Genomic DNA, 26,465 nt, shown 5'->3' on the forward strand with positions numbered 1-26,465 from the left:
TGTAGTGACCCCATAAAGTTAGACCTTAACGGTAGTAGCAATTATTTGCTGCTACCGTTTTTTATGCTGCGGCATGACGTAAACGGTAGTCGACTGGGCTGAGCCATCCCAGCTTAGCTTTGATTCTTTGTTTATTGTAGTATGTGATGTAATGTCGGATTGCTCGTTCCAGTTCGTCAAAGCTGTGATAGGTATGTCCATAATAGATTTCCTGTTTTAGTAGGCCAAAGAAATTTTCCATCACGCTATTATCCAGACAGTTTCCCTTGCGAGACATGCTTTGAAAGATACGTTCTTCTCTTAATCGGTCTATATAATTTCTCATTTGATAGGGCCAGCCCTGGTCTGAATGGAATGTCCGACGGTAAGGGCAGTCACTGGTAATGTCAATTGCTTTCTCTAAAGCAGACATAATACCTTGTGATGATGGTCGTTTCGTGATACTAAAACTAATGATTTCACGATTATAAAGGTCAAGAAACGGATCTAAATATGCTCTGCGAGTGATAATATTCCCTTTGCTGTCAATCTCATAATACTTGAATTCAGTGGTATCTGTGGTGATTTTCTGATGTGGAATACATGTATCAAAGCGGCGACGTAGCCGATTTGGTGCAACGTGCCCAATAGTTCCTTTGTAAGAATTATATTTGCGGCTTTTGTGGGCAAATGATTTTACCTGTAATCCCAATTTCTGAACAAGACGTTGGACCTTCTTATGATTGACTAAAAAGCCCTCTTGGCGGAGCTTGCCATAAATTCGACGATAACCGAAGTCCTTGTCGCTCTGCCGAATTGCTTTGATTTTTGCCTCTAATTCGGCATCCGGATTTTCCCGGTCAAATCGCTTCTGCCAATACATATAGGTGGCTTTTGGAAGTTTAATAGCTGCAAGGATATCTTTTAATTTGAATGATCCTCGGAGACTGTGGGCGATCCTTGCTTGCGCTTCTGCGCCTCTTGCTCCAGGCGCAATCTCCTCAGTTCTTTTAAATAGGCTACCTCAATGCGTAGCTTGAGATTTTCTTCTTCTAGCTGCTTAAGTCTCTCATCTTGATTAATATTACATTCAGGTGTAATGCTGGTTTTGTCTGGCACCTTTGGCCGCCTGCCTTTCCGTTGCGGTTTGAGACCTTCTATACCAACAGCACGATAGCGTCGAACCCAGTTTACTAAAATCCCGTCAGATTTTAATTTAAGTTGAAGTGCTAAATCTTGGTAAGACATCTCTGTACTTAAATATAACTCTACAGCATGTAACTTGAATTGGAAAGAATATGTTTCATTTTTTCTTGACCGTTGAAGTCCTTTTTCCCCCATTACCCGATATTTTGCAACCCAAAATTGAATACGTTTTTTGTCAGGTATACCATATTTGTGGGCTAAAGCATGGTATCCGATATCCCCTTTCAAATATTCCTGAACTATCTTCAATTTGAATTCAACACTGTATTTTGCCATAAAAAGACCCCCATAAGTTAGATTACTTAGTCTAACTTATGGGGGTCTCTACATAGTCAGGGCACTTATTTTAAACTGTTTTTGTACAAGAACCGCGTATCGAGCTTAAGAGAAATCTAAGGAAATGAGTTTTTTATATTGATTATTCTAGTGAGGCAAGGCAGGGTATATAATATTTTTGTCAACATGCTTGAAAATTTGAGCTATTACATTGAACTGTACTATGTGAAGCGAAAAGAATGATTTTTGAGATGCCAAATTGGCATCTCAAAACAAAAATTATAGAAGAGGATTGTATATGGCAACATGGCTATAATCTCAACTTGGAAAAGTAAAATGCTAGAATGTGACTATACTGTTTTTAGTGATGAAGTATTAGTTATACGAACCTATTTTTGATATAAAATCCTATTTATGGTAAAATTTACTCAAGAGGTGTTTATTTTAATGAGTAATAAAGCCAAGATCCGTGAGGATGCAATGAGCCTTAATCCAATAGATGATGCTTTGTTTCAGAAGATGGCAGAGGATATTAGCTTTTGTCAAGAAATATTGCAGGTAATCTTGGGAGATAAAGGATTGAGAGTATTGGATAATGTACCTCAATTTGTTGCCAAAAATCTCCAGGGACGGTCTTGTACATTAGATGTTAAGTGTTCATTGGGTGATGGGCGTATCGTGAATATTGAGGTGCAAAAGGCCGATGATGACGACCATCAGAGGCGTGTGCGTTATAACGGGGCATTGCTCACCACCAATGTGACTGACCCGGGTGACAAGTTTAAGGATGTACCTGATGTAATTGTTGTATTTATATCAAGATTTGATGTTTTCAAATCCGGCAAGGCGTTGTATCATGTAGATAGAATAGTCAGAGAGACAGGCAGGTTGGCAGATAATGGTTTTGCTGAGATTTATGTAAATGCTGAAGTGGATGATGGTTCTGATGTCGCATTACTGATGGATATTTTTACAGAGGATAATGCTTATGATGATGCCCGTTTCCCGGCAACATCAAGTTGCAAGCGTAGGTTTAAGACTACTGAGGAAGGAGTGAGCGAAATGTGTGAGGTAATTGAGAGAAATAGAGCTGAAGCCAAAGTTGAAGTAGCAATTGAGTTACTCAAGGAAAAATTATCTATAGAGATGATTGCCCGTGCTACCAAGCTCACCGTTGACCAGGTAAAAGAGATTGGCAAGAAAAATGCTCTAATTTAGTATTTTAATTTTAAATGACTCCCGGCTTCGGCTGGGAGTTTTTGGGTATATATAATAATTAGCGAATAACATTATTTTATTTTGTAGCAGGAAAGAATACTTGGAGCTCTGGACTGAAATAATGCTATCGTGGCTATAATCTCAACTATTGAGTGGCCAGATTTAATTGCGTTGTTCAGCTCAACTAGCCTATGATGAAAGGTAACTTTATGTCGCTTGAACCTTTGCTCCACATGTAGAAAACGTAGCGCTTATAACAAGGAAAAGTTAAAGAACGAGGATAAGTATTGTGGAGTTTGCTTATGGACAGGGATTATTTAGAGGAGAATACGTATGACGAGCATTACGACCATATTAGGCGATATTACGGCAAAGCACTATGCTACAGCAATAGTTAATGCTGCTAATGAAAGTCTGCTTGGGGGTGGCGGTGTGGATGGTGCCATACATAGGGCGGCCGGCCCTGAACTGTTGGAAGAATGCAGGTCTTTAAATGGCTGTAAAACAGGCCAGGCGAAGATTACCAAAGCATATAGGTTACCATGTGACTACGTTATTCATACAGTGGGACCGATATGGTATGGGGGAAATAAAGGAGAAGAAGAACTTCTGACAGGGTGCTATCGTCACTCTTTGAAGATTGCCTTGAAGAATGGTATTCGCAGTGTAGCCTTCCCATCCATTTCTACGGGTGTGTATTCATACCCAGTGGATAAAGCAGCAAAGGTGGCCGTTAAGACCGTAAAGACTGTGATTAGGGAAATTCCTGATGCTTTTGATGATATAGTGTGGATGCTATTTGATGAGCGGACTCAAAGAGCGTATGAAAGGGCATTGCAGGAATGACACATATTTGACGTTGATTACGAGGAAGTGAATATAATGGCTAAAGGTTTTATTTATATTATGACCAATCCTGCGTTAAAGGATATGGTGAAAATTGGATATGCAACGGACGTGGAAGCACGCCGTAAACAACTTTCCACAACGGCCCTCCCTTATGATTATGAAGTGTATGCGACTTATGAGACTGCTGGAAATCTGGAAGATAAGAAGCTTCATAAGATGATTGATAACCTAAATCCTGACCTTCGGGTTTCAAAGAATCGTGAGTTTTATGTGATGACTCCCAAAGAAGCGTATGATTTGCTGGAAGCTATTGCTACAATCAGTGGAACAATTGAAAAGTTGAAACGTATCGGAAACAATGATTCTCAGGCTCCTGCCCAGCATATTAAGCGGCCGCCAATTAATTTCTTCGAGTGCGGTATACCTATAGGTGCTGAACTGGTTTTCACGGAAAATCCAACTGTTAAGGTGACTGTTATCAGTGATCGCAAGGTTCAATGGAATGAAGAAGAAACCTCACTGTCAGCAGTGGCAGGTGCTTTGAAGCATATAAAGGCCATACAGGGCTCCGCATTCTTTACTTATCAGGGGGAGTTGCTGACTGAGATTGCTGAAAGAACTCAGTGGAGGGAATAAAATGGAAAGCAGGATTTTTGAGAATAGCTGCACTGTTCGGGCGTCCAGAGAACGTTCTATTTCTGTAGATATTTCTGAGCGAGCCTTGAAGGATATGGATGAGACAATAAGTAATTTTAAATCAGGCATTGTTTCTGATCCGATTGATCTTTCAGATTTTTAACGGGGTGGTATTATGAGCAAAGAATTTGACATTTTATCTGCAGCATTTGATGAAGCTATACTTGATGCAAAATCCCACAACAAAATATTAAAATCTGAAACTGCATCCATTGAGATAGAGAGGCCTGTTGAGCATAGTGCAGAGCCGTTTTGGAGTGAAAAGAACCAGAAGTATCTTGCTGAATCCATAGCAGAACTTGAAACTGGCGGTGGAGAGAAGCACGAATTAGTTGAAGTTGAGTAGAAAAGTTAGTTTGACATAAGGGAATTGTCCATGCTTCCGGAAAAGATTTTTCATAGAAGCGATAAAATGGCATAGTTAGCATTAAGAGAGCCCGTGGTGGCTCTTTTTTGATTCAATTATTCGTTGAGTTAACAAAAATTTTCTGAAATACATATCCCAAAACCACGGTAACAGTCAGGACGTCGGTTCCGTTCAGGATAACATAGCCCCATATTTCCATAGGGTTTCTTTCCAAAATCTGGCTTTGGGAAGCAACAAATATGCCCTGATTTATAATACTGGTAAAATCCCCGAAGATATTCGCTTCAAATACACTGGGATCATACCATTTTAGTCCACTGAAAAAGCCTACTCCGTAATAAGTTATAAATTCCAGGGTTGACAGCATAATCATTCCCAATAAAATGATTTCCTGGGGCAATAAATCCCTTTCCATAAACCTTTGCAAAGTAGCTATACAAATAATATAGGATAGTACCGTAACACAGTAGCCGTAAATCCATATATCTTCCCTAAAAAAATCAATTTCATCCAAGGTCTGAAAAACCAGTGCGCCTGTACTGTAAAACATAAAAATAACAGAATAGATAAAGCCAAATATTTCAACAGGAAATCCTTTGCTTGGAGGATTTTTCATTGGCAAAAAAACGTTGACCAACAAGAAAAACATTACAGTAGATAAAAATTCTTCAAAAATATTCAAAAGAACATAATTAAATGGCAGCAGTTCCAAAACAAGAAGAGCTGCCATAAGTGTGAGTATAATTTTAACCTTTTTAGTATTGGATGTAAAAATTTGCTTGGCGTAAGCATAAAGATTTATAAAGTCGGTTTTTACCTCACAAATGAGATTATTATGCGAGCTTGTTTTCGGCAATATATGATAAAAAAACCGCAAAAAGAGGAATATTATTATCATTATAAAATAACCAATTATAACGAGCTTTAAGATGTCCCCTTCCTCTTTAGGTGGGGGAAAACAAACTACAACAGCTGGTGAGAATATCTCCCAGCTCGTTGAAACGCTAATTGGAAGATTTTTCTTCTAAAGAAGAAAAATTTGAACAATGGCGTTATAAACTTAATCATTATATGGTGTTCTCCTTCTGATGTGGGATATTATCATTATAACACAGACAAATAAAGAGATTGCTGTAAATTGGTTTAAGCCTCCCTCTTTTCTTTTCGATGTAGAAGTATAGAAAGGATTCGGTGTGAGCAGGGAGCGTGATAAATATGAATATCTTGAAAAACATTACCAAGCAGGAGTTGGATTTATACGCCAGCCAGCCAACAGCCAAAGCTATGCATGAACGGGTGATGAAGGATTCGGTGTATATTCCGGGCGGGGATGCAGATGCGGCCGCGGTATTTGTGGACAGCCGCAATAAGGAAAAGGAAGCCAATCAGGTAGATATGGTGGATATTTCCAAGGCCGGACAGGAGCTTAGCCAGACGGCAGCACAAAAAACAGCAACTGAAGCCACCACGGAAACGCCTAATATTGTCTTTTCCATGTTCCGTCATGGGGATACCAACAAATTTTCCATATCCTTTGGCAATTCGGCCATGGTGGAACGTGCCGTAAAGCAGGGGTATATTGAAATTGATGGCAGGAAAGTGGAATTGTCGGATGACGTCAAGAAGCAGCTTCTGGCCACCAACAAGCAGATTAAGGCCGCCAAGGAAGCAGTTGCCATGCACAATATGATGCTCCATGAGGCAGCCAATGCCCGTCAGAGCAGTGATGCCATGGAAGAATACAACGCCAAAATGTCACGGGTAATGACTACGGCTACCAGAATTATGCGAGGACGCAAGGTATCACCGGCTGACGAGAAGGAACTGATGGAATTTAATAAGGATCTTTATGCCATGGCCAAAAGCGCAGCTGCCATCGAAAAGCACCGTCGGAAAATGGAAGAAGAAAGAGAAGACAATAAAATTTCGGAAGCCAATGATGAGGCAAGGGCAAAAGAGGCAGAGCCTAAGGACTATAGCGTAGAGGAAACCCCAATGCCACAGAATGAGGTTCAGATGGACATATCCCTGGATGGGGATTCAGCCCAGGTCACTGCTGTGGGAGCAGGCTTGCCAATGGAATAAACAATTAATAAAGATTTAAACGGATAGGAAGAAAAAATAAAACCATCGTTGCAGTGTTGTTACTGCTTCGATGGTTTTTTGTAATTAGAATGGAATACTGCTGATTTAGCTCTTATCATTCATAAACTTTGTATGTATTTCTTTTATTGATTTTTTGAATGCGTAGAAGCATGCAAAAAATCAATAACCCGTTTCTCATCTGCATTCAATATAAGGTCCTCCGGGAAGCCTGTTTCATCAATAAATTTTGTTGCCAGGGAAAAATTCCCTACACCGGAAGGGTCATGGGCATCAGAGTCGATTACTATGGGAACATTATGTCTTTCACAAAGCTGTAACATTGTTGCATAATTTTTATAGCAGTTTAGCCTTCTTTCCTTTTTTATGAGGGAGCTGTTGTTCAGCTCCAGGGCAACACCATATTCCTTTGCTGCAGGTACAAGCCGCTTGTAATCAAGGGGAGTGTGGTCATCATCTGGATGGGAAACGATTTTTATTTTTGGATGCTTCATGCAGTTTATCAGGTTGCTGGTGTTTTGCTCTTTTCCTGCATTGGTGTAGCACAATTCATGTATACCAGCTATGGCATAGTCCAGCTTATCAAGCCACCTTTGCTCCAAGCTCAAGGTGCCATCATTAAGAACATTAACCTCACATCCAAATAAAATCTGCACATCAAATAATTTTTTTGGAACCACCTTCAGATTGCAAAAATAGAATGGATCACATGTCCCCGGTATACCGGGACCATGCTCCGTAATACCAAGTATTTTAAGCTTTTTCTCAGAGGCAGCCTGGGCATTTTCCCGTATTGTGCCGTATGCATGGCCACTGGCAATGGTATGGGTGTGCAAATCAGCGATAAGTTTAACTGGCATATATTTCATCTTCCTTCATGTATTATTGGCTTTACTTTTTATTTCGTGGGATGACCATTATTTTCCTTCTATTTTCGTAGTAAAAAGGAATTGGAGTGGCAGTGTAGAAATATTACGTATTATGGAGGGCGATTTACGGAGAAACTTGCTGAATGATTGAAGAAAGGAACATTGATACAGAAGGGTGGCGGTAATGAACATGGTTAGCTTTTTACGAAAAGGAATATTTTGGGGGATTATGGCGGCTGCTGTGCTGGTAATGGGGGCGGCAACCAATATGTCCATATCCGAGGCGGGGCAGTTTGCCCCAATGGAGAAGGGAACCTTTCTCTATATGAATACCCGGGAGATTATTATGGATGGCGAGGATGAACGGGTCTGCTTTGTGATGGGAAAGGATAATGTTCTGCGCATGTGCCGCGACGACGGCTATAAGGTATATATGACATTTTCTGAAAAATTTGGTGATAATGTTGGCATGGGCTACAGCGTTACCAGAATAACCATGAAGAATTCAAATAAGGTTTTCTTCGAAATCAATGCTGACCAGGGGGCTCATGGCAAAAATGCCGGCTACTGGATAGTTGGCAAATACATGGGGGAATGGGTGCCTTTTGTTGATCTGGACACCCTGGCAGAATATGGCTATACCATAAATGACTGGCACCGAATTGGTACCAATGTGAATGAGAACGGTGATTTTATTTTGAACAGCAGTCACGAATACATGCCGCCGGAAGGGCAGTTCGGCTATGATCTTCGCATCGTTACGGATTTTGAAGCAAATATTTTCTGGGATGAGGAAGCATCCTGGTTTGGAATAAAGAGATTGCAGTAAAATACACAAATTTTAAGGGGCTGTAGTGCTAAGCAATTAGTGATACAGCCCATTTTCATTGCGCTAATTAAATTCATTTGAAGGAATACATAATAAGGGCGTATAATGTGGGAGAATGCTTTTATTATGTATGGAGGAGTAAAATGCTTGATATTTCCCCCGCCAAGAAGGGGGCACTGCTGGCCCTTACCGGGTCTATTCTCTGGGGAATAATGGGAGTGACCTGTCAGTATCTTGTGCAAAACAAGGGCCTGCCCGCCATTTGGGTGGTGACGGTACGGGTGTTTTTTGCCGGCATTGTGCTCTTGGGGGCGGATTATATTATATATAAAAAGAATTTTTTTGCCCCCTGGAAGGGCAGAAAGAATATTGTTCAGATGCTGATTTTCAGCTTTATAACCGTAACCTGTGTGCAGTATGTGTATTTGTCCGCAGTGCGGCACATGAATGCAGCCATGGCCACGGTGTTTGTGAGTCTGGCACCAATTGCCACTATAATGTGGATGTCCCTTCGCAGCTGGTCTTTGCCGAAATTTTATGAGATATTGTGCTGCATTTCTGCGGTTACGGGAGCAGTGGTGATGGCAACCCATGGGGATATGACCACCCTTTCCATATCTGAGGAAGGTTTCATTTATGGAATAATGCTTCCACTTTTTGGGGTAATATATACCGTGCAGCCGGGCTATCTTATGAAGAACTTCCGTCCGTCAAATGTAACGGGATGGGGACTTTTGCTGTCTGGATGCGTGCTTTTGCCAATAGTACAGCCCTGGACCATCACGGAAAGCGTGGAAATGGATATGTTTACCATTTTTAATGTGGTTTACACAGTCCTTTTCGGCACGGCCATAGCCTTTTGGACATTTCTGGCCAGCTTGAAGTACATTAAGCCACAGATTGCCGCTATCTATGAGCTGGTGGAGCCTGTCAGCGCAATTTTGCTGTCGGTGTGGCTGCTGGATGTACTCTATCAGATGCCTGAGTTTTTGGGGACCATGATGATTCTGTGTCCGGTGCTGTATTTGTCACTTGTGCACAGAAAATAGTAACAGTAAAATGGCAAGAATGTGGACTTTAGACGAAAGTGTGGATTTAAGACAAGTATGTGGATTTTAAACAAGAATGTGGATTTAGAGGAGCAGAAATACTGTGCATTATAATAAAACCCTTTCCGCAAGATTTGTTTCCCGTCCCAACCGCTTTATAGCCCAGGTGGATATTGAGGGAAAAACAGAGACTGTTCATGTGAAAAATACCGGCCGCTGCAAGGAGCTTTTGCTTCCAGATTCAAAGGTTATCCTGTATGATGCCAATAATGAAAAGCGGAAAACACGCTACGACCTTATTGCTGTGGAAAAATCAGGACTTGGCCTTGTGAATATCGACAGTCAGGCTCCAAATAAGGTTATGGCAGAATTCCTTGCAGGCCGCGGATATGATGTTGTTCAGCCCGAGTTTCGCTATGGCAATTCCCGCATAGACTTTTATATGAAGCGAGGGGATCAGCAATACCTTTTGGAGGTTAAGGGCTGTACCCTGGAACGGGAGGGCATTGGCTATTTTCCCGATGCTCCTACAGAGCGGGGCATAAAGCATATTCATGAATTAATCCAGGCAAGACAGGAAGGCTATTGGTGCGGTCTGGCTTTTGTTATTCAGATGCCCCTTGTCAGTGAGGTTCGCCCAAATATTGTTACTCATCCCGCTTTTGGTGATGCCTGGAATGAGGCATTGGCAGCAGGGGTTAAGATATGGTTTATCGGCTGTAAAGTTAATAATGATTCACTAATAGTGGATGAAAAACGTATAGTGGCAGAGGAATGATATTTCAATCCTTCAGCAAATGATTAAAGCTGGTGAGTTTTAATGAAAATATATGAATATGGCAATAAAAATGCAGCTGCTGTGCTGATTCAGCCTGTGGGTGATCATGAGCTGGCAGGACTTGAAGCTGAAACCCATGAAATTAAAAGGCTGACTAATATGGATTTCAGGCTAATGGCGGTACATATTAAAAACTGGAACCGTGATTTGTCCCCATGGCCGGCACCGGCTGCCTTTGGCAACGATGCTTTTGGGGAGGGGGCAAAGGATACCCTCGAGGAAATAATGCAGCTTTGCCATGATGAGGGAAAGAGATATATTATTGGCGGCTATTCACTGGCGGGATTATTTTCCCTTTGGGCAGCCCATGAGACAAAGTTTTTTTCCGCCGTTGCGGCGGCATCTCCCTCCATGTGGTTTCCCGGTTTTATTGACTATATGAAGTCTCACGAAATAAAATGCTCCGGCGTTTATTTAAGTCTTGGGGACAAGGAAGAAAAGATAAAGAATCCGATTATGAAAAAGGTGGGAGACTGTATCAGGGAAGCCCATTCCTATCTTGAGGGGCGGGGGATAAATTGTACCCTGGAATGGAATCAGGGGAATCATTTTAAAGATACAGAAATAAGAACGGCCAAGGCCTTCGCCTGGGCATTGGCATTATAGGGTAAGCTTTTAGCCGTAGTTCCGTTTTTGCCGGAATTACGGCTTTTTTTGTGTTTTTTTGGTCCCATTTTTGCTAAAACATACCAAAAATATATGATTTATATGAAAAATAGTTGCATTATGAAAATCTATCCTGTATAATTTCACTCATAAAACATACCAAAAAGGTGGGCAATATAAAAGACCCGCTAAATTACTGGAGGGATGGGTAATGGCAGAAAAGATTTTATCTCCTCAGGAGAAGAGGATTGAAGCAAATAAAGGACAGGTTATTTTTTCAAAGGGCAGCAGGGTGCAGCGGATATATGACAGCTTCCAGGGCTCCCGCTCCAGTGTGGATGTGCAGAGGGCAAGGTATTTTACCGAGTCCTTTAAGACCACCGAGGGACAGTCACTGGTACTGCGTTGGGCCAAGGCTCTCTATCATGTGGCAGAAAACATTGAGGTCATCATAAATGATGATGAGCTGCTGGTGGGCCGTGTGGGAGGCCAGGGCAAATATGGACTTATTTATCCTGAGCTGGACGGCTGCTTCCTACAGAGCTTTGCGGAGCAGGCGGCCAACAGAGTGGAGTCCCCCTTTGAGATTTCCGATGAGGACATAAGAATTATTCAGAAGGAAATTGCTCCTTACTGGGATGGAAAAACCTACTATGAGGATTTGGCCCGTTCCCTTCCAGAGGACGTGCTGAAGATTACCTACGATCCTGTAGACACCTTCACCTCACGCTTTATTGCCAATGAAACCTCCTCCATGAGATCGGCATTGCAGTGGGTACATGATTTTGGCAAGGGTATAGATGAAGGCTTTGAGTCCATCAAGGCTGAGGCACAGGAGAAGCTTTCACAGCTTAATCCACTGGATCCTCACGACAGCATTGATAAAGCTGAGTTCTACGAGGCTGTAATAATCATATCTGATGCAATTATTTTGTGGGCCCAGCGTTACAGTGATGAGGCCAGAAGATTGGCAGACTCCACCAAGGATGAAAAGAGACGCCAGGAGCTGTTGGAGATTTCCAGAATTGCTGCCAAGGTGCCAAGATATCCTGCTGAGAGCTTCTATGAGGCAATGCAGTCCCAGTGGTTTATCCAGTTGTTCTCCCGTTTGGAGCAAAAGACCGGTGCCACCATTTCCAACGGACGCATGGATCAATATTTGTATCCATATTATAAGAAGGATATTGAGGCTGGGAAGATTACCAAAGACTTCGTAAAGGAGCTGTTCCAGTGCATGTGGCTGGGCATGGCCCAGTATCAGGACCTTTATGTAAGTCCTGCGGGAGTAAAGTTTAATGAAGGATATGCCCATTGGGAGGCAGTCACTGTAGGCGGTGTGGATAAGAATGGCAATGATGCAGTAAATGATCTGACCTACATTCTGTTGGAAAACAAGCGTGAATTCCCACTTAATTATCCAGATTTGGCTGCCAGAGTCCATGTTGGTTCCTCCCAGGAATATCTTGAGGAGGTGGCAACCACCATCAGTGATGGCGCAGGGTTCCCAAAGCTTCTTAACGACGAGGAAATAATTCCCCTGCTGTTGGCAAAGGGAGCAGATATAGCTTCCGCCCGGGATTATGCAGTTTCCGGCTGCACCGAGGTGAGAATGCCAAATCTTGACACCTTCACCACACCATGCGCTTTCCTTAATCTTGGAGCAGTAATGGAGCTGACACTGAGGAACGGGCGAATGGCCAAGTACGGTGATGAGCTTCTTACCATAGAGACAGGCAACCCTGCTGATTTTGCTTCCTATGAGGATTTTGAAAGAGCCTTTATAGACCAGGAAAAGTTCGTGCTGAAGCAGACCTTCCGTCAGCAGTACATTGCAAATCGCACCAGACCAAAGCATTTTGCTTCTCCATTGGGATCTGCCTTACATGCCCTTTGCATGGAAAACGGTCTGGATCTTCATAGCGAGCATATCCCCGGGGGAATTGACCTAGGCTACTTTGATTTCATCGGTCTGGCCTCCGTGGCGGACAGTCTGGCGGCTATCAAGAAGAATGTATATGAAGATAAGACCTTGAACTGGCAGCAGGTGCTCAGCGCCATTGATGCGGATTATGAAGGCTATGAGGATGTGCGTCAGCGGCTTCTCCATTCACCAGCCTATGGCAACAACGACCCTTATGTGGACGAAATTGCCAAGCTCATTGACCGGGTGGGTGTGGAATTTGCCAAGGAAAACGCCAAGTACCTTGGTGTAAATATAGACCTTAGATATGTATCCCAGTCAGCCAATGTGCCTTTCGGCAAGGTGGTAGGGGCACTGCCAAATGGCCGCAGGGCCGGAACAGCCCTCTCTGATGGCTCATCTGCCTCCCAGGGAGCGGATATAAACGGCCCAACAGCGGTGCTGCTTTCCAACTTTAATACCAAGAATACTGAGTACATAAACCGTGCTTCCAGACTTCTTAATGTTAAGCTGAGCCCGTCAACGGTGGCAGGCCGGGACGGCAATGCCAAGATAATCGCCCTCATTCGGGCATGGTGCAAGCTGAAGCTGTGGCATTTGCAGTTCAACATTATCAATCGAGAAACATTGCTGAAGGCCCAGAAGAATCCTGAGCAGTATCGCAGTTTGCTGGTAAGGGTGGCAGGCTACAGTGCATATTTTGTGGAGCTGTCTCCGGATTTACAGGAGGATATTATACAGCGTACAGAGCATGAGCTGTCAGCATAAAAGAAAGTCATAAAAAATGAAAGGGGGGATTTCAATGGAGGAAGGGATAGTAACAAATATTCAGCATTTCTCCCTGGAGGATGGCCCCGGAATAAGGACAGTTATATTTTTTAAGGGATGTCCCTTTCGCTGCAAGTGGTGTGCCAATCCGGAAACCCAGAAATTCCACCCTGAGCTTGGCTGGAGCAGAGGCAGCTGCCTTCAATGCGGCAGCTGTGTGAAAAAACTTTATAAATATAATATTTCTTTAAAAAATGAGGAAGTGAACTGGGGTGATAAAACAGGGCGGGCTGGTTCCATACCTTCCCAGGAGGAAGTTGATCTGGCCTGTCCCACCAAGTCGCTTCATATCATTGGAAAAAAGTATAAAGTGTCTGAACTCATTGATATTTTAATCGAACAAAAGCCATTTTTTGATGAAACCGGGGGCCTGACTCTTAGTGGAGGTGAACCGCTGGCCCAGCCAAATTTTGCTGAGGCGTTGCTGAAAAAAGCCAAGGGTAACGGCATCAGAACAGCTATAGAAACCACCAGCTATGCCCAATGGGATGTGGTGGAAAACATAGCCAGTCATATAGATTATTACATGACGGATATAAAGGTTATGGACAGTGGTCTTCATGAGAAGTGGACGGGATTACCCAACCAAAAGTTATTAAGCAATATAGAAAGATTATTGGGGGAATTTCCCAAGGTTCATTTCAGAATAAGGACCCCTGTAATACCCGGGGTTAATGACAATCCCGAGGCCATAATAGCCATAGGAAAGTTTTTAAAGCCCTTTGAAAACAGGGGAGAGCTGGAATGGGAGCTGCTGAAGTATCATCGGCTGGGAGTTCCCAAATATGAGGCATTGCATCGTGAATATCCAATGGGCTTGGTGGAGCTGAGCCAGGATAAATTTAATGAATTAAAAAGTGTGGCAAGCTTTGTTTTCGAAAATGTGATTTAAAGTTGTTATTTAGAGGTGTGATTTAATTCAGGAGGTGTTGGCAATGGTAAGTAAGGCATTTCGCAGTACAGGATACTTTATCGAGTATCTGGCACTTATTTTTTCAATAATTTCGGTGTGGACCATCATGTCCAATCAAGGACATTTAAATACAATTATTCTTCCGGCCCCAAATTCAATTCTGGAGACCATAGTTGAGCTGGTGGCTGACGGGGCACTGTTTACCAATATGTTTATCAGCGTATCAAGGGTGCTTCAGGGGTATTTTCTGGCAGCCTTCCTTGGCATATCCCTGGGAATACTGATTGGTCTTTCCAAGCATCTTGACAGGGTAACGGAGCTGATTATTCAGATGATAAAGCCAATACCGCCTATAGCCTGGATTCCCCTGGTTATTCTCTGGTTTGGCATTGGGGAATCGGGAAAGGTGTTCCTTATTTTCTTAGGTGGCTTCTTCACCATACTAATTAATGTGGTGGATGGTATCCATCAGACGGATCCAAAGCTGGTGGAGGTATCACGCTCCATGGAGACACCATTCTGGAAGCATATCAGTCTCATGGTAATTCCCGGGGCGGCTCCAAATATTTTCACAGGGCTCAGAACTGGTCTCAGCTCCTGCTGGATGTGCGTGGTGGCCGCAGAGCTGGTTTCCTCAACCACAGGACTTGGTTATCTCATAATGGATGCCCGCCAGTTTGGCCAGACAGATGTGGTTATTGTGGGAATGCTTACCATCGGTATTGTGGGCAAGATTATGGATTCATTGCTCAGATTTGCAGAGAAGAAAACACTTCGTTGGATTTAAAAATAAGATAAATCAAATAATAAGCTGAAGATAAATTGCAGAAGGAATGAAAGTTTGAAGGAGGTGCTCTATATGGGCGGATTGTCAGCAAGTGCCCTGCTGAAGCAGGAGCCATATCTGGTAATAGATCATGTTAGCAAGCATTTTGAACAGAAGAAGCAGCGGCTTAATGTTCTCGAGGATATTAATTTTTCCATGAACAAGGGAGAAATCCTCTGTATTGTTGGTGCCAGCGGATGCGGAAAAAGCACCTTGCTCCGTGCCATTTCCGGCCTGGACAGCGACCATGGTGGACAGATTCTCATTGGGGGGAATGAAGTGGTGGCCCCTTCAAAATCAAGGGGAATTGTTTTTCAGGAGCATCGCCTTTTCCCATGGCTTACAGTGGAACAGAATGTGGGCTACGTTTTGACCGGTATCTCAAAGGAAGAAAAGAAAAAGCTGGTTCAGGAATACGTTGAGCTGGTGGGGCTGAAGGGCTTTGAAAAGGCATATCCAAAGGAGCTGTCCGGCGGTATGTCCCAAAGAGCGGGCATTGCCAGGGCTTTGGTAAACAAGCCGGAGGTACTGCTCCTTGATGAGCCATTTGGTGCTCTGGATGCCTTTACAAAAATAGCCCTGCAAAAGGAATTAAAGCGTATTCAGCGCAAGTCCGGAACCACCATGGTAATGGTTACCCATGATATTGAGGAAGCCGTTTTTTTGGCAGACCACATAATAGTGCTGGATTCCAAGCCGGGCAGAATAAAGCTGGAGGTTAATGTGGACCTTCCAGTGCCAAGGGACCGTAACAGCTACGAGTTCCTTCAGGTGAAAAAGCGTATATATGAGGAATTCTTCGAGGATGAGAAGATTCCTGAGGATTTCAGTATTTAATAATTATGCTGATTATAACGAGCTTTAAGATGTCTCCCACCTCTTTAGGTGGGGGAAAACAAACTACAACAGCTGGCGAGCATATCTCCCAGCTCGTTGCGACGCGAAGCTAGTCCTGAAAGGGAAACGCTAATTGGAAGATTTTTCTTCTAAAGAAGAAAAATTTGAACAATGGCGTTATAATGTTTAATATTTTACCAAGTTAATTACTTAATATTTTAAACAAAAATAATTATTTAATAATAATGGAGAAGGGAAGGATTTATATGTTGTTAAATGTAAAGAAAAGAGTTAATAAGCTGGTATCTGTGGCCCTGGTGGCCTCACTGACTGTAGTAAGCGGTATTCTGGGGGGCTGCGGCTCTGACCAGGGGGCAGGTGACAAGGCAAAGACGGTAAATATTGCAATTCAGCCATCTGCGGCCTTTATTCCGCTTTTTGTAGCCAAGGAAAAGGGCTGGATTGAGGAAGATTTAAAGGCCCAGGGGGTAACAGTAAAATGGAATAATTTTGAATCCGGCCCACCAATGAATGAGTCTCTGGCCTCCGGCAGCTCTGATTTGGGGGTAATCGGCGATGTGCCAATAGTATCCGCTATTGCTGCGGGACAGAAGAACGAGCTGGTGGCCATCACCTGCGAAGGCCCTGCTTCCTATGCTGTATTGTCAGGAAAGAATAATCAGCTTAACAATGCTGCTGATTTCAAGGGGAAAACCATTGCCACTGTAGTTGGTTCCACTGGCCATAACCTTACCCAGAAATTCTTAAAGTCCGGCGGTTTGACTATTGATGATGTAAAGCTTGTTAATATTTCCGCAGGGGATGCCGAGGCTGTACTTGTAAACGGCGAGGCAGATGCAGTGGCCATCTGGGAGCCAAATGTAACCCGTCTTGAGGAAAACGGTACAGGCCGTATTATCAGTGATGGTACCAAGGTAGATCTGCTTGGTGTAAATGGTCTGGTGGCAAGAGCTGAATATGCCAAGGCAAATCCGGAGGTCATTTCCGTAATTATCAAGAATTATGCCCGTGGCGTAAAGGAACTGGCAAATCTCGATGATGCAACCATCAGTAAGGTGGCTGCTTATTTATCCTTAAAGCCAGAGCAGGTAAAAAAGGTTATTAAAAAGTATGATTATACTGTTATAATTGATGATAAGGATATTGCCGGCCTCAATGACACCATCAAGTTCCTGGTAAGCATTGGCCGCCTTAAGGAAGAATATGATATCAGCAAGTTCGTTAATCGCGAGTATTTAAAGGCTGCCAACGTAGAACAATTTTTAAAGTAAGGAGAGCTTAAAGATGACAGCTACTGACCCAGATGTATGGCGCAAAAAAATACAGGAGGAATTTCGTCCTGCTGCAGAAAATTTTTATAGCGGCGAATTAAAAAGGAATGATTATAAGGGGATTTCCGGGGGCTTTGGCAGCTATGCCCAGCGGGGAGATGAGAAAAAGCTCAGCATGATTCGCCTGAGAATGACTGCGGGCCATCTTACAAAGCCCAAGCTTGCCTTTATTGCAAAATCCATAAGAAAGCATAAGGTTAATAAAATAAAGTTTACCACCTGCCAGACGGTTCAGCTTCATAATTTGGAGCTGGCACCATTGCTGGATATTATGGAAGGGGCCCTTGATGTGGGCATTGTAACCATGGGAGGCGGCGGTGACAATCCCCGCAATGTAACCTGTTCCCCTCTTTCAGGCCTGGACAGATTTGAGTATTTCGACGTACAGCCCTATGCAGAGGCGGTGGGTCAGTATGCCATGCAGTTTATAAAAGCAGGATTGCTGCCACGCAAGCTGAAAATCGGTTTTTCATCCTCTCCGAAGAACATTTCCCATGCCACCATCCGTGATTTGGGCTTCGTGGCCCGTGCTGATGGCAAGTTTGACGTGTACAGTGCCGGCGGTGTGGGACCTAATCCAAAGGTTGGCATAAAAGTAGGTGATGGAGTTGCTCCTTCAGATATTTTCCTCTATGTCAAGGCCATGGTAAATGTGTACAGTGCCTATGGTGATTATAAAAACAGAGCCAGGGCCCGTTCACGTTATATCCCTGAGGCCCTTGGGGGAGCTGCGAAATATCGCAAGGCCTTTAGAGAAAAGCTGGCAGAGGTGGAAAAGGAGCGTAAGGGGGGAAGCAGGGAGTTTGATTTCACCGTTGAAATTCCAAGGGTTAAGAAAACTGGCAGAAGCGTAATCAATCATCCAAGGGCAATTCCCCAGAAGCAGAAGGGCCTCTACAGCGTGGTTTATCATCCTATTGGGGGCACCCCGGATCCGGAGATATTCCTGAAGCTGGCTGATGCTGTGGCTGATATCAGAGAGGCGGAGCTTCGCCTGTCTCCTGATGAAACAGCCTATATTGTTAATCTTACGGGAGTTGAAGCCAGAAAGATTATTAATATTACTGCCAATGATACTGCCACCACCACCTTTGAAATGGCCTCTGCCTGCATAGGTGCCGCCATTTGCCAGGCCGGAGTGAGGGATTCACAGGCCCTTATCCGGGCCAGTGTGGAGGCTGTCCGCAAGGCTGGTATTCCAGACGGGGCTTTGCCACCGGTTCATATCTGCGGTTGCCCTGGGTCCTGCTCAACACCACAGCTTGTGGCCATTGGTTTCAGGGGCTCTGTGCGGGATAAGCAGAGTGCGTATATTCTCACCATTAACGGCCAGTCCCTTGAGGGCAAGGAGGTATTCGGCCAGGAGCTGGGAGTATTGTTTGAAAAGGATATTCCTGATTTTCTGGTGGAGCTGGGCTCTGCCGTGGCATATACGGGACTTAGCTACAATGAGTGGCTGACCCTTAATCCTGATGGGGTTACTAGGCTGGCCGCCAAGTATTTGCCATAAAAATTGCATACATTTTAGTGGACACAAAGGAAAAGCCTGCCGAAAAAATCGGCAGGCTTTTTGTTGCTAAAGATAATCGGACTGGCAGAGTAGCCCGATTTTTTATAGGTTTGCGGCCATTTTTATATATTGTTCTTTCACGTTGCTTTCCTGAATGTACACGTAAACAACATCGCCGTGGAATTTGTTGGCAACACGGCGGCCAGAGCATTCCACATTAATTGTCTGGCCCTTTTTGTCTATGATACGGAATTTTACAAACCCGTCCTGATATTCCTTTGAACCATCGTTATTTTTTAGAATTCGGTACTGATCATATACGGTGCGAAGCACGTGGTTAATATCGTCGGGATGAATCATATTGACAAAGCTTCCATCGGAAAACATTATCAGATCCTGCATATCCTCACAGCCAAACAAACTGATGGCATCGTCATTGGCGAAGAGAATATGACCGTTGGTATCCACCTTATAAACCACTATGGCGCCGGGCAGTCCCTGGACAACATCCCCAAGATTAAAGCCCAGATGTTCACGATGGCCCATTTCCATACCTTCTTGGTAAAATTGATAGCCATCCTTATGGTTCATTTTTACGGAATAAAGGGCAGCATCTGCCATATCCCTAAGCTTTTTGTAGTCATTGGTCTGAACAGGGTATTCTGCTGCACCCATGGACATGGAGAATTCATGGAACTCTCCATTGGCTTTAAAATAAGTATGCTGATTTACAAAGGAATTAAAGAAGGGGCGAATCTCCTCCAGGGAAGTATTGGTAAAGAATACTGTAAATTCATCGCCGCCGTTGCGGGCAAGGAAACAAGGCTTCGGACATTCTTCCCTAAGAATATCAGCCACCTTTTTGAGCACCTCGTCGCCCACACCATGGCCAAATATATCATTTATAAGCTTAAAATTATCAATGTCCAGGGTCATAAGAACGCAGCTGGCCGCAGGACACATGCTTAAAAATTCGCTGATGGACCGTTCCATACCAGCCTGATTTAAAAGATTAGTCAATGGATCACGAACAGCCTGGGCCTCCGTCCTCAGAGCCTGTTCCTCGGCTTTTCTGATCTGTTCCTGCATGATATGTTCCCGATGAACCTGATCGTTAATATCTTCCACCAAAAAAATAGCCTTTTTCGTGTTATTTTTCTTATCCAGTTCACAACGAATAAAGGTGGCTTCACACCATCCTGTTGCATCGGAAAGGAAAGAACATCTTATGATTTCCTTCTCTTTTAGGCGGTCCTTCAGGGTGGAGAGGGTGGTGAACTCATTGATGATTTTTCTGTTTTCTCCCTGGGTCAAATGGTTCATTACATTGTTCAGAGCCTTCTGGGCACTCGGTTCACCCTGGGAATAATTATCAATGGCTTCAATGGATTTTATAACCTCATAGCAGTCTTTATCTATATCAATAAGGTGTATTGATATGTATTTTTTTGATACCGCATTCAATATGGCTTCTGTATAGGCCATATTATTCACTACCCTTCAATTATTTAAGCACAGCAAAAACATAAAACTAATTACATAAGGTGAATTGTAGCACAAAATGTAGTTAATAAGCAATAAATATAGGAGAAATTTGTTATACGAATTTTAATCGATAAATGCAATTTAAAAGTCCTATGAAAAATGCAAGCTTACTTGCAAAAGTCATAGGACTTTTTGTGTTATAGTTGCAAAAATAGCACGACTTTAGTTAAGCGATAACTTGTTATTGAAAATATCGTTGCTGATTTTTGCCTTTTTGCTGCCGGCGAAAAGTGAAGAATGAAGCAGCAGCTTGCCGCACATATAGGTCAGCGGCCAGGTAATGATTATCGCAATTACGAATTTGAAGAAGGCGTGAATATTCATATTCATCATGTAAAGTGATGGCCAGAAAATGAAAATCGTATGGCAGAAATACATGGTGTAAGAGGTGGATGCCAGATTTCCCAGGGTGTTATTGGTGAAATTGCAGAAGCGATAGAATAAGCCTAAAAGGGCAAAGACGCTGGAAGTGAGCAACAGGGCGTGACTTATGGAAATGTAAAAGAGAAATTCCAGTGGACTGGTTACTATGGCCGGGCTGTGAATGAAGGACCAGTCAATGAAGGCAGCGGATACGATGAACAATGGTGTCCATTTTGCGGCAGAAGGCACGTAGCAGCCTTCCTCAAACCAATGACGGCGCCAGGCATGGATACCAAGGAAGAAGTAAAGGACATACAATAATACACGGCTGACCTGAACTTTAAGTATGTAGCCAAAATTTACCCAAAGGTATTCATCCCCGGTAATCATGTCAATAACCATGCCATTTATAAATGTAAAAAGGGTCAGTCCAATAAATAACCAAAATTTTGGAGAGCTTGGGGCCTTCTGCTGGGCATAGGATGGGGAAAGCTTAACGATAAAATAAGCAATTGCATAGAGTATCAGCAGCATTCCAAGATACCAGAATGGCACCTGATTAAAGAATTCACCGGCACCGCCAGCAGCTGCGTCATACCAGTAATATGTGGTAAGGGCAGTCCAAATATCATTGCAAAGTCCACGACTAAAAGGCATGATGACGCTGGTAAGGGGAGCAATAATCAAAATGCCGATAAGCCATGGAATACCAATGCGTTTCCATTTTGGCATCCAGAAATCCTTGCCGGTTTTCTTCGCCAGTGAGCGGATGGCAAAATATCCCGAGATAAAAAACATTATCGGCATAATAACCATGTCAGTAATCATGACGAAATAATTAAAGCCCACGCTTGGCTGGGGATCAAGTACATACCACCATGGCAATGGCATAACAATGTAGCACAGGGCTATGTGCAGCAGAATCATCCAATTTACCACGAAGGCTTTCAGGTTATCCAGGAAAAATAGACGTTGCATAAAGAGCACTCCTTTTAAAATTAGGTGTTTAGTTGGTTGTTTTTTTTATGTTTATTTTGTTGTATTTGTTATATGATGTTTTGACACGTTTGATGCATATACAACAAAATACTTATAAATAATTAATCACTTTCCAGGCGCTTTAATAATTCCAGAGTAGAGTCGAAGCTTTCAAGTTCCTCTTTAGAGTAGAGGTTTTCAAAATCCTTCTGGGCCTTGTCCCAGGATTTTGATGATTCGTTAAATACTTCATCGCCGTATTCCGTGAGCCAGATACTGCTGTTGCGCTGACCTTCAAGCTTGCGGTCTTCCAGTAATCCTTTTTTTATCAGCGGCTGGATGGAGCGGTTAACAGTGGATCTGTCCAGGTTCATCATATCTCCTAGTTCGCTAAGGGAGCTGCCACCGTTATATTTTATAAAGAAAAGCAAAGTGAACTGTCGGCCGGTAATGCCGCAATCCTTCATTCTTTTGTTATAAAAATCCCTGCTGAGCATCTCAGCCCAACGCAGCTTAAGATAATAACAGGGAATATCCTTAAATGATAACATGCATTTTTCCTCCCTTCGACTTTTGTTGTATATACATCATTCTAAACACAAGGTTCTCTTTTTGCAACAAAAATTTTAAAATTATGGTGTATTTTTTATATAGCGGCGGATAATGGACATGCATTCATTATAGGTTGGATCATTCACCTTTATGTCGCTGAAGCAGTGGTCACCCACAACAGTTATTTTTTGGGCATTTTCCCATTGGAGAACATCCTCATTATTTTTAATGAAATAAGTCAGCTGTTCAAATACCGGCAGTGATTCGGAGTTGGTTTTGTTACGATATGGCTCCATAGTAGGATAAAGGGAGTATGCCCCGATGCCGTCCTCAATTTTTAAACTGTCACAGAGCATCCATTCATTGCCATAATATGTGACAAAGGCAAACGCTCCCTTGGTATTATTTGGAAATTCCTGCAGATGAAATTCTACCTTCAGTCCGCTTTTATTGTCCAAAGTCAGGAGATTCATATCACGGTATCTAACGTCATAACCAAGATCGGAACGATAGGATTCATAATGTATTTCCTTATTTGGATAGTCTTTTTTTATGTCCTCCAGGGAATAGGCCATGGCCACGCTGTTCATTAGAAATAAACCTAATGCAAACAGTCCGCATATTATAATGAGAAATCGCTTCATATATATTTCTCCCACCTTAAAATAGTATAATTTTTAGCCAAATTCTTACCCATAATATATCATAAGTACAAAGACATATCCAAGTATAGAAACTTTTAATTTTTGGCGGTATAATCAGTTGTAGAATTTGTATTCTACGTATCGTAGTTTCAATTGTTGCCGGAGGGGGATATAAAAATGCCAAATAAATGTATAGTAATTGTTGATATGCAGAATGATTTTATTGATGGGGCATTGGGGACCAAGGAGGCACAGGAAATGCTGCCAAATCTAGTGGAAAAGCTGGGAGCCGTAAAGGATGCGGACCTGATTTTCACTCAGGACACCCATCATAAGGATTATCTTTCCACCCAGGAGGGGAAGAATCTGCCAGTTGAGCACTGCATCGAAGGAGAAAAGGGCTGGGAGATCTGTTCAGCACTACAGCCACATCTTGACAAGGCAAAAGCCGTAATAAAAAAGCCCGCATTTGGTTCCATGGAACTGCCTGCATTGGTAAAGGAATATGATGAGGTGGAGCTGGTGGGGCTTTGCACTGACATTTGTGTTATTTCCAATGCCATGATATTGAAGGCCGCCAGCCCTGAGCAAAAGATTGCCATTGATGCCTCCTGCTGTGCGGGAGTTACCCCGGAAAGCCACCTGGGAGCACTAGAGGCCATGAAAATGTGCCAGATAGAAATACGTAATGTTGAACTGTAAAATCAAAGCTCTATGAATAATTAATAAAAGTTCTATGAAAAATGCAAGAGACGTTGCAAAAGTCATAGATAAAATATACAGCGTCAGACGTCGGTAAAATTGAAGAGGTGGCCTGTAGCATGAGAAGAATTATTTCGGCAACAATAGTTTGGGCGATGATGTTTCTTGTCCTGTTTCTGAACATAACGGCAGAAGCCGCTGGAAACAAGCCCTTAGTCGGTGTGGCATGGCGGGGGGATACAGCGGAATCTTTTGAGGCAGCCTGTCAGGCCATTGAAGCTGCGGGTGGCACCACAGTTGTTTTGGACCAAGTTCGCTCGGCGGATTTGGAATATACGGCGGATGGGAAAATAATCGGCTGCAAGGATGAGAATGGTGCTCTGACTTTGGAAGGCGGAAAGCTGGTAAGGTGCAACACCTGGCAAAATTCCAATGTACAAATGGCCATAGGGAAAATAGGGGCCGTCGTTTTTCCCGGAGGTCAGGATATCAGTCCATCATTGTATTATACGCCTCAGCCCGTCCTTAGCAAGGAGGGCTTTAATGCCGAGCGGGATGTGTCGGATTATCTGCTGATGTCTTACTGTCTGGAAAAGGATATCCCAATTCTCGCTATATGTCGTGGGATGCAGATGCTCGCTGTTGTTTCGGGAGCCGATCTTATACAAGATATACCGGATTATATGGCGAGTCTTGGGAAAAGTTATAAGTATGAGCATCGCAATGAACCTAAGGAGCAGGGGGCATACAGGGACTTTGCCTTTCATGATGTGACGGTGACGGAAAAGGATTCGTTACTTGCGCAGCTCACCAAGAGAAATCTCATTTCAAATGTGCCAAGCTGGCATCATCAGGCAGTAAACAGTATAGATGGAACCCGTCTGCAAATAACCGGTATTACCAGAACGAACGGAACAGATATCATCGAGGTCGTGGAAAGACCGGATAAAACATTCGCTTTGGGATTGCAGTACCATCCGGAAATTGCCGTGGTTCGCCACTTGGATGAAAATTCCATTGCGTATTTCAAGGCCATTGTTAATTTGGCGAAAGAACATTCTTCCAAAGCAATCCGATAAATGAAATAAACTACAATATTATGCAGATTTATAAAAAGTCCTATGATAATGGCAAGGTTGCTTGCAAAAGTCATAGGACTTTTTGTGTAAAATGACAAGTTTTTTCAGTTGAGTGAAAAAACTATGCAAAAATAGAAACTTTTTTTAGTAGAATGAAAAACTATGCAAAAATGGATATTTTTTTCTGTTTTGTGAAAAAAGTAGACGTGGTCGCTGTCTTTGCTATTCTTTATTATTGGCTGTATAATCAGTTGAGAAAGACAGATGCGGTATTTAAATTGGGGTTTAGAATTTTATGAGTAATAAAGTACTTTTACTGTTGATGGTGCAGGGGGCTATGATAGCGGCAATATCTACGTATCGTAGGTACATATATAATCATAACTGGGCTAATATAGAAGCCAGAGGTGATGAGGATGAATCAATATGTTACCGGCGGTCTTATAAAAAAGCTGAGGGAGAAGAATCATTTTACTCAGGCTGAGCTGGCTTCAAAAATTAATGTTTCGGACAAGACTATTTCCAAATGGGAGACGGGGAAGGGATTCCCGGATATAACCCTTCTGGAGCCTTTGGCCACGGCCCTGAATCTTTCAGTGATTGAGCTGCTGTCCGGGAAGAATATCACGAATCATAATCGATGTGCCAATATGGCAAAGATTAAACTTTACGTGTGCCCTGTTTGCGGCAATGTGATTCAGACTATTGGGGAGGCTGTTATAAGCTGTTGTGGTATAGCTTTGCCCCAGCTTGAGGCCGAGCCCGCTGATGAAGAACACTCCATACAGGTGGACAAAGTAGAGGATGAATATTATGTACAGATTCGCCACGAAATGACAAAAGTCCACTATATTTCTTTTATTGCGGGAGTTTATACAGACGGTATAAAGCTGGTAAAGCTGTATCCGGAGGGAGCAGCAGAGGCCAGATTTAAAATAAGCGGCTTGCGGGGAATATATTACTACTGCAATCGTGATGGATTGTTTATGGATAATATTAAATGATAGAATCAATAAAGCCCTATGATAAATGCAAGGTTGATTGCAATAGTCATAGGACTTTTTAATTTGTGTTACCTTTTTTAAAAGAAAAACACGTTGCGAAAGGATAAAAAAATACCAACCTAATATTTTCAAGTATAAGCTTTATTGGTAAAATATATTTGTCAAGTTGTTAAAGATTGTAATTATAGAAGGTACACAATATATATCTTGGAGCGGATGGCTATGACTACAGTGCTGACTATTGACCAGATGACAGAGGAAGATACTAGGGGCAAAAAAATTATTTGATGTTAATTCTCATTCTATTGATGATTTGGAAGCTGAATTGAATGGAAAAGATAAAGAAGAAATAAGACAATTATTTTATAATTGTTTTGAAAAAAACCATTTTAAGGAGCATTTTTTAAAATATTGGCCTGAATATAGGGAATAATGTAGGCTAAATATTGTGCAATCGTCTGTGCTGGATAAATTAGTGCCATACAACCTTAGTTAGCTGGTTCATAAGTCTATGAAAATGCTCATA

The 26,465-nt window shown here is 42.7% G+C and carries 26 protein-coding genes; 19 read left to right on the top strand and 7 right to left on the bottom strand.

Going from position 1 to position 26,465, the window contains the following annotated elements:
- Window positions 1-61 precede the first annotated feature (61 nt).
- A protein-coding gene (locus T525_RS16045; protein WP_156945588.1) for an IS3 family transposase occupies window positions 62-1,461 on the bottom strand; the annotation gives its coding sequence in 2 pieces (ribosomal slippage) (window positions 62-915 and window positions 915-1,461; 1,401 coding nt in all).
- 447 nt (window positions 1,462-1,908) lie between these two features.
- Here T525_RS16045 and T525_RS14760 point away from each other — a divergent pair.
- The 5 genes from T525_RS14760 to T525_RS0108215 all read left to right on the top strand — a co-directional run bounded on the left by T525_RS14760 (window position 1,909) and on the right by T525_RS0108215 (window position 4,570).
- Complete coding sequence (locus T525_RS14760) at window positions 1,909-2,679, top strand: Rpn family recombination-promoting nuclease/putative transposase (protein WP_037325514.1); 771 nt, start codon at window positions 1,909-1,911, stop codon at window positions 2,677-2,679.
- Between the two features lie 333 nt (window positions 2,680-3,012).
- The gene (locus tag T525_RS0108200; RefSeq protein WP_027406806.1) at window positions 3,013-3,525 is read left to right on the top strand and encodes an O-acetyl-ADP-ribose deacetylase; all 513 of its coding nucleotides are present in this window, start codon (window positions 3,013-3,015) and stop codon (window positions 3,523-3,525) included.
- 36 nt (window positions 3,526-3,561) lie between these two features.
- Window positions 3,562-4,164, top strand: coding sequence for a GIY-YIG nuclease family protein (locus tag T525_RS0108205; protein WP_037325515.1), 603 nt, complete (start codon window positions 3,562-3,564; stop codon window positions 4,162-4,164).
- A 1-nt stretch (window position 4,165) separates the two neighbouring features.
- Window positions 4,166-4,327, top strand: coding sequence for a hypothetical protein (locus T525_RS16315; protein ID WP_156945663.1), 162 nt, complete (start codon window positions 4,166-4,168; stop codon window positions 4,325-4,327).
- Window positions 4,328-4,339: 12 nt separating this feature from the next.
- Window positions 4,340-4,570, top strand: coding sequence for a hypothetical protein (locus T525_RS0108215; protein ID WP_037325516.1), 231 nt, complete (start codon window positions 4,340-4,342; stop codon window positions 4,568-4,570).
- A gap of 112 nt (window positions 4,571-4,682) precedes the next feature.
- Here the strand turns inward: T525_RS0108215 and T525_RS0108220 are convergent, their stop codons facing one another.
- Window positions 4,683-5,489 (bottom strand): hypothetical protein, encoded by an 807-nt coding sequence (locus tag T525_RS0108220; protein ID WP_027406809.1) that lies wholly within the window; start codon window positions 5,487-5,489, stop codon window positions 4,683-4,685.
- A 317-nt stretch (window positions 5,490-5,806) separates the two neighbouring features.
- Between T525_RS0108220 and T525_RS14765 the strand changes: the two genes are divergently transcribed.
- Window positions 5,807-6,676: a hypothetical protein gene (locus tag T525_RS14765; RefSeq protein ID WP_037325517.1), complete on the top strand. Its 870-nt coding sequence runs from the start codon at window positions 5,807-5,809 to the stop codon at window positions 6,674-6,676.
- Between the two features lie 143 nt (window positions 6,677-6,819).
- On the opposite strand, the gene T525_RS0108230 is transcribed toward T525_RS14765, so the two are convergent.
- Window positions 6,820-7,554, bottom strand: coding sequence for a phosphatase (locus tag T525_RS0108230; protein ID WP_027406810.1), 735 nt, complete (start codon window positions 7,552-7,554; stop codon window positions 6,820-6,822).
- Between the two features lie 193 nt (window positions 7,555-7,747).
- Here T525_RS0108230 and T525_RS14770 point away from each other — a divergent pair, with 193 nt between their 5' ends.
- The 10 genes from T525_RS14770 to T525_RS0108280 all read left to right on the top strand — a co-directional run bounded on the left by T525_RS14770 (window position 7,748) and on the right by T525_RS0108280 (window position 19,072).
- The gene (locus tag T525_RS14770; RefSeq protein ID WP_156945668.1) at window positions 7,748-8,392 is read left to right on the top strand and encodes a hypothetical protein; all 645 of its coding nucleotides are present in this window, start codon (window positions 7,748-7,750) and stop codon (window positions 8,390-8,392) included.
- A 143-nt stretch (window positions 8,393-8,535) separates the two neighbouring features.
- Window positions 8,536-9,441 (top strand): DMT family transporter, encoded by a 906-nt coding sequence (locus tag T525_RS0108240; protein ID WP_027406811.1) that lies wholly within the window; start codon window positions 8,536-8,538, stop codon window positions 9,439-9,441.
- A gap of 103 nt (window positions 9,442-9,544) precedes the next feature.
- The gene (gene sfsA / locus T525_RS0108245; protein ID WP_027406812.1) at window positions 9,545-10,219 is read left to right on the top strand and encodes a DNA/RNA nuclease SfsA; all 675 of its coding nucleotides are present in this window, start codon (window positions 9,545-9,547) and stop codon (window positions 10,217-10,219) included.
- Window positions 10,220-10,261: 42 nt separating this feature from the next.
- Entirely contained in the window at window positions 10,262-10,885 is a 624-nt protein-coding gene (locus T525_RS0108250; protein WP_027406813.1) for an esterase, read from the top strand.
- A 211-nt stretch (window positions 10,886-11,096) separates the two neighbouring features.
- Window positions 11,097-13,574 carry a pyruvate formate lyase family protein gene (locus T525_RS0108255; protein WP_027406814.1) on the top strand — a complete coding sequence of 826 codons (2,478 nt, stop codon included), beginning with the start codon at window positions 11,097-11,099 and terminating at the stop codon, window positions 13,572-13,574.
- A 34-nt stretch (window positions 13,575-13,608) separates the two neighbouring features.
- On the top strand, window positions 13,609-14,526 hold the full coding sequence (locus tag T525_RS0108260) for a glycyl-radical enzyme activating protein (RefSeq protein WP_051533504.1): 918 nt from the start codon (window positions 13,609-13,611) through the stop codon (window positions 14,524-14,526).
- A gap of 43 nt (window positions 14,527-14,569) precedes the next feature.
- A complete protein-coding gene (locus T525_RS0108265; RefSeq protein ID WP_027406816.1) occupies window positions 14,570-15,334 on the top strand; it encodes an ABC transporter permease in 765 nt (254 codons plus the stop codon).
- Between the two features lie 72 nt (window positions 15,335-15,406).
- Window positions 15,407-16,210: an ABC transporter ATP-binding protein gene (locus T525_RS0108270; RefSeq protein ID WP_051533505.1), complete on the top strand. Its 804-nt coding sequence runs from the start codon at window positions 15,407-15,409 to the stop codon at window positions 16,208-16,210.
- A 266-nt stretch (window positions 16,211-16,476) separates the two neighbouring features.
- Window positions 16,477-17,502, top strand: coding sequence for an aliphatic sulfonate ABC transporter substrate-binding protein (locus tag T525_RS0108275; protein ID WP_051533506.1), 1,026 nt, complete (start codon window positions 16,477-16,479; stop codon window positions 17,500-17,502).
- A 13-nt stretch (window positions 17,503-17,515) separates the two neighbouring features.
- Window positions 17,516-19,072: a nitrite/sulfite reductase gene (locus tag T525_RS0108280; RefSeq protein ID WP_027406819.1), complete on the top strand. Its 1,557-nt coding sequence runs from the start codon at window positions 17,516-17,518 to the stop codon at window positions 19,070-19,072.
- Window positions 19,073-19,174: 102 nt separating this feature from the next.
- Here T525_RS0108280 and T525_RS0108285 read toward each other — a convergent pair whose 3' ends face one another.
- From T525_RS0108285 to T525_RS0108300, 4 genes are all read right to left on the bottom strand, one after another.
- Window positions 19,175-20,557: a diguanylate cyclase domain-containing protein gene (locus tag T525_RS0108285; RefSeq protein WP_027406820.1), complete on the bottom strand. Its 1,383-nt coding sequence runs from the start codon at window positions 20,555-20,557 to the stop codon at window positions 19,175-19,177.
- 222 nt (window positions 20,558-20,779) lie between these two features.
- Window positions 20,780-21,958: an acyltransferase family protein gene (locus T525_RS0108290; protein ID WP_027406821.1), complete on the bottom strand. Its 1,179-nt coding sequence runs from the start codon at window positions 21,956-21,958 to the stop codon at window positions 20,780-20,782.
- A gap of 122 nt (window positions 21,959-22,080) precedes the next feature.
- A complete protein-coding gene (locus T525_RS0108295) occupies window positions 22,081-22,509 on the bottom strand; it encodes a MarR family winged helix-turn-helix transcriptional regulator (protein ID WP_027406822.1) in 429 nt (142 codons plus the stop codon).
- Window positions 22,510-22,590: 81 nt separating this feature from the next.
- Window positions 22,591-23,154, bottom strand: a complete 564-nt coding sequence (locus T525_RS0108300) for a hypothetical protein (RefSeq protein ID WP_027406823.1) — start codon at window positions 23,152-23,154, stop codon at window positions 22,591-22,593.
- Between the two features lie 177 nt (window positions 23,155-23,331).
- Here T525_RS0108300 and T525_RS0108305 point away from each other — a divergent pair, with 177 nt between their 5' ends.
- From T525_RS0108305 to T525_RS0108315, 3 genes are all read left to right on the top strand, one after another.
- Complete coding sequence (locus tag T525_RS0108305) at window positions 23,332-23,856, top strand: cysteine hydrolase family protein (protein WP_037325518.1); 525 nt, start codon at window positions 23,332-23,334, stop codon at window positions 23,854-23,856.
- Window positions 23,857-23,975: 119 nt separating this feature from the next.
- On the top strand, window positions 23,976-24,935 hold the full coding sequence (locus T525_RS0108310; protein ID WP_027406825.1) for a gamma-glutamyl-gamma-aminobutyrate hydrolase family protein: 960 nt from the start codon (window positions 23,976-23,978) through the stop codon (window positions 24,933-24,935).
- 416 nt (window positions 24,936-25,351) lie between these two features.
- Entirely contained in the window at window positions 25,352-25,939 is a 588-nt protein-coding gene (locus T525_RS0108315) for a helix-turn-helix domain-containing protein (protein ID WP_027406826.1), read from the top strand.
- Window positions 25,940-26,465: the final 526 nt, after the last annotated feature.

This window comes from Anaerovibrio sp. RM50, from assembly GCF_000622005.1.
GTDB lineage: Bacteria > Bacillota > Negativicutes > Selenomonadales > Selenomonadaceae > Anaerovibrio.

Excerpts from the sequence above, each read along its gene's own strand:
- T525_RS0108220 (WP_027406809.1), bottom strand. The coding sequence starts at position 5,489 with ATGATAATAATATTCCTCTTTTTGCGGTTTTTTTATCATATATTGCCG.
- T525_RS14760 (WP_037325514.1), top strand. The coding sequence starts at position 1,909 with ATGAGTAATAAAGCCAAGATCCGTGAGGATGCAATGAGCCTTAATCCA.
- T525_RS0108230 (WP_027406810.1), bottom strand. The coding sequence starts at position 7,554 with ATGCCAGTTAAACTTATCGCTGATTTGCACACCCATACCATTGCCAGT.
- T525_RS0108200 (WP_027406806.1), top strand. The coding sequence starts at position 3,013 with ATGACGAGCATTACGACCATATTAGGCGATATTACGGCAAAGCACTAT.
- T525_RS0108300 (WP_027406823.1), bottom strand. The coding sequence starts at position 23,154 with ATGAAGCGATTTCTCATTATAATATGCGGACTGTTTGCATTAGGTTTA.
- T525_RS14765 (WP_037325517.1), top strand. The coding sequence starts at position 5,807 with ATGAATATCTTGAAAAACATTACCAAGCAGGAGTTGGATTTATACGCC.
- T525_RS0108295 (WP_027406822.1), bottom strand. The coding sequence starts at position 22,509 with ATGTTATCATTTAAGGATATTCCCTGTTATTATCTTAAGCTGCGTTGG.
- T525_RS0108305 (WP_037325518.1), top strand. The coding sequence starts at position 23,332 with ATGCCAAATAAATGTATAGTAATTGTTGATATGCAGAATGATTTTATT.
- T525_RS0108310 (WP_027406825.1), top strand. The coding sequence starts at position 23,976 with ATGAGAAGAATTATTTCGGCAACAATAGTTTGGGCGATGATGTTTCTT.
- T525_RS0108290 (WP_027406821.1), bottom strand. The coding sequence starts at position 21,958 with ATGCAACGTCTATTTTTCCTGGATAACCTGAAAGCCTTCGTGGTAAAT.
- T525_RS0108315 (WP_027406826.1), top strand. The coding sequence starts at position 25,352 with ATGAATCAATATGTTACCGGCGGTCTTATAAAAAAGCTGAGGGAGAAG.
- T525_RS0108275 (WP_051533506.1), top strand. The coding sequence starts at position 16,477 with ATGTTGTTAAATGTAAAGAAAAGAGTTAATAAGCTGGTATCTGTGGCC.
- T525_RS0108270 (WP_051533505.1), top strand. The coding sequence starts at position 15,407 with ATGGGCGGATTGTCAGCAAGTGCCCTGCTGAAGCAGGAGCCATATCTG.
- T525_RS0108240 (WP_027406811.1), top strand. The coding sequence starts at position 8,536 with ATGCTTGATATTTCCCCCGCCAAGAAGGGGGCACTGCTGGCCCTTACC.
- T525_RS14770 (WP_156945668.1), top strand. The coding sequence starts at position 7,748 with ATGAACATGGTTAGCTTTTTACGAAAAGGAATATTTTGGGGGATTATG.
- T525_RS0108265 (WP_027406816.1), top strand. The coding sequence starts at position 14,570 with ATGGTAAGTAAGGCATTTCGCAGTACAGGATACTTTATCGAGTATCTG.
- T525_RS16315 (WP_156945663.1), top strand. The coding sequence starts at position 4,166 with ATGGAAAGCAGGATTTTTGAGAATAGCTGCACTGTTCGGGCGTCCAGA.
- T525_RS0108250 (WP_027406813.1), top strand. The coding sequence starts at position 10,262 with ATGAAAATATATGAATATGGCAATAAAAATGCAGCTGCTGTGCTGATT.
- T525_RS0108255 (WP_027406814.1), top strand. The coding sequence starts at position 11,097 with ATGGCAGAAAAGATTTTATCTCCTCAGGAGAAGAGGATTGAAGCAAAT.
- T525_RS0108260 (WP_051533504.1), top strand. The coding sequence starts at position 13,609 with ATGGAGGAAGGGATAGTAACAAATATTCAGCATTTCTCCCTGGAGGAT.
- T525_RS0108205 (WP_037325515.1), top strand. The coding sequence starts at position 3,562 with ATGGCTAAAGGTTTTATTTATATTATGACCAATCCTGCGTTAAAGGAT.
- T525_RS0108215 (WP_037325516.1), top strand. The coding sequence starts at position 4,340 with ATGAGCAAAGAATTTGACATTTTATCTGCAGCATTTGATGAAGCTATA.
- T525_RS0108280 (WP_027406819.1), top strand. The coding sequence starts at position 17,516 with ATGACAGCTACTGACCCAGATGTATGGCGCAAAAAAATACAGGAGGAA.
- T525_RS0108285 (WP_027406820.1), bottom strand. The coding sequence starts at position 20,557 with ATGGCCTATACAGAAGCCATATTGAATGCGGTATCAAAAAAATACATA.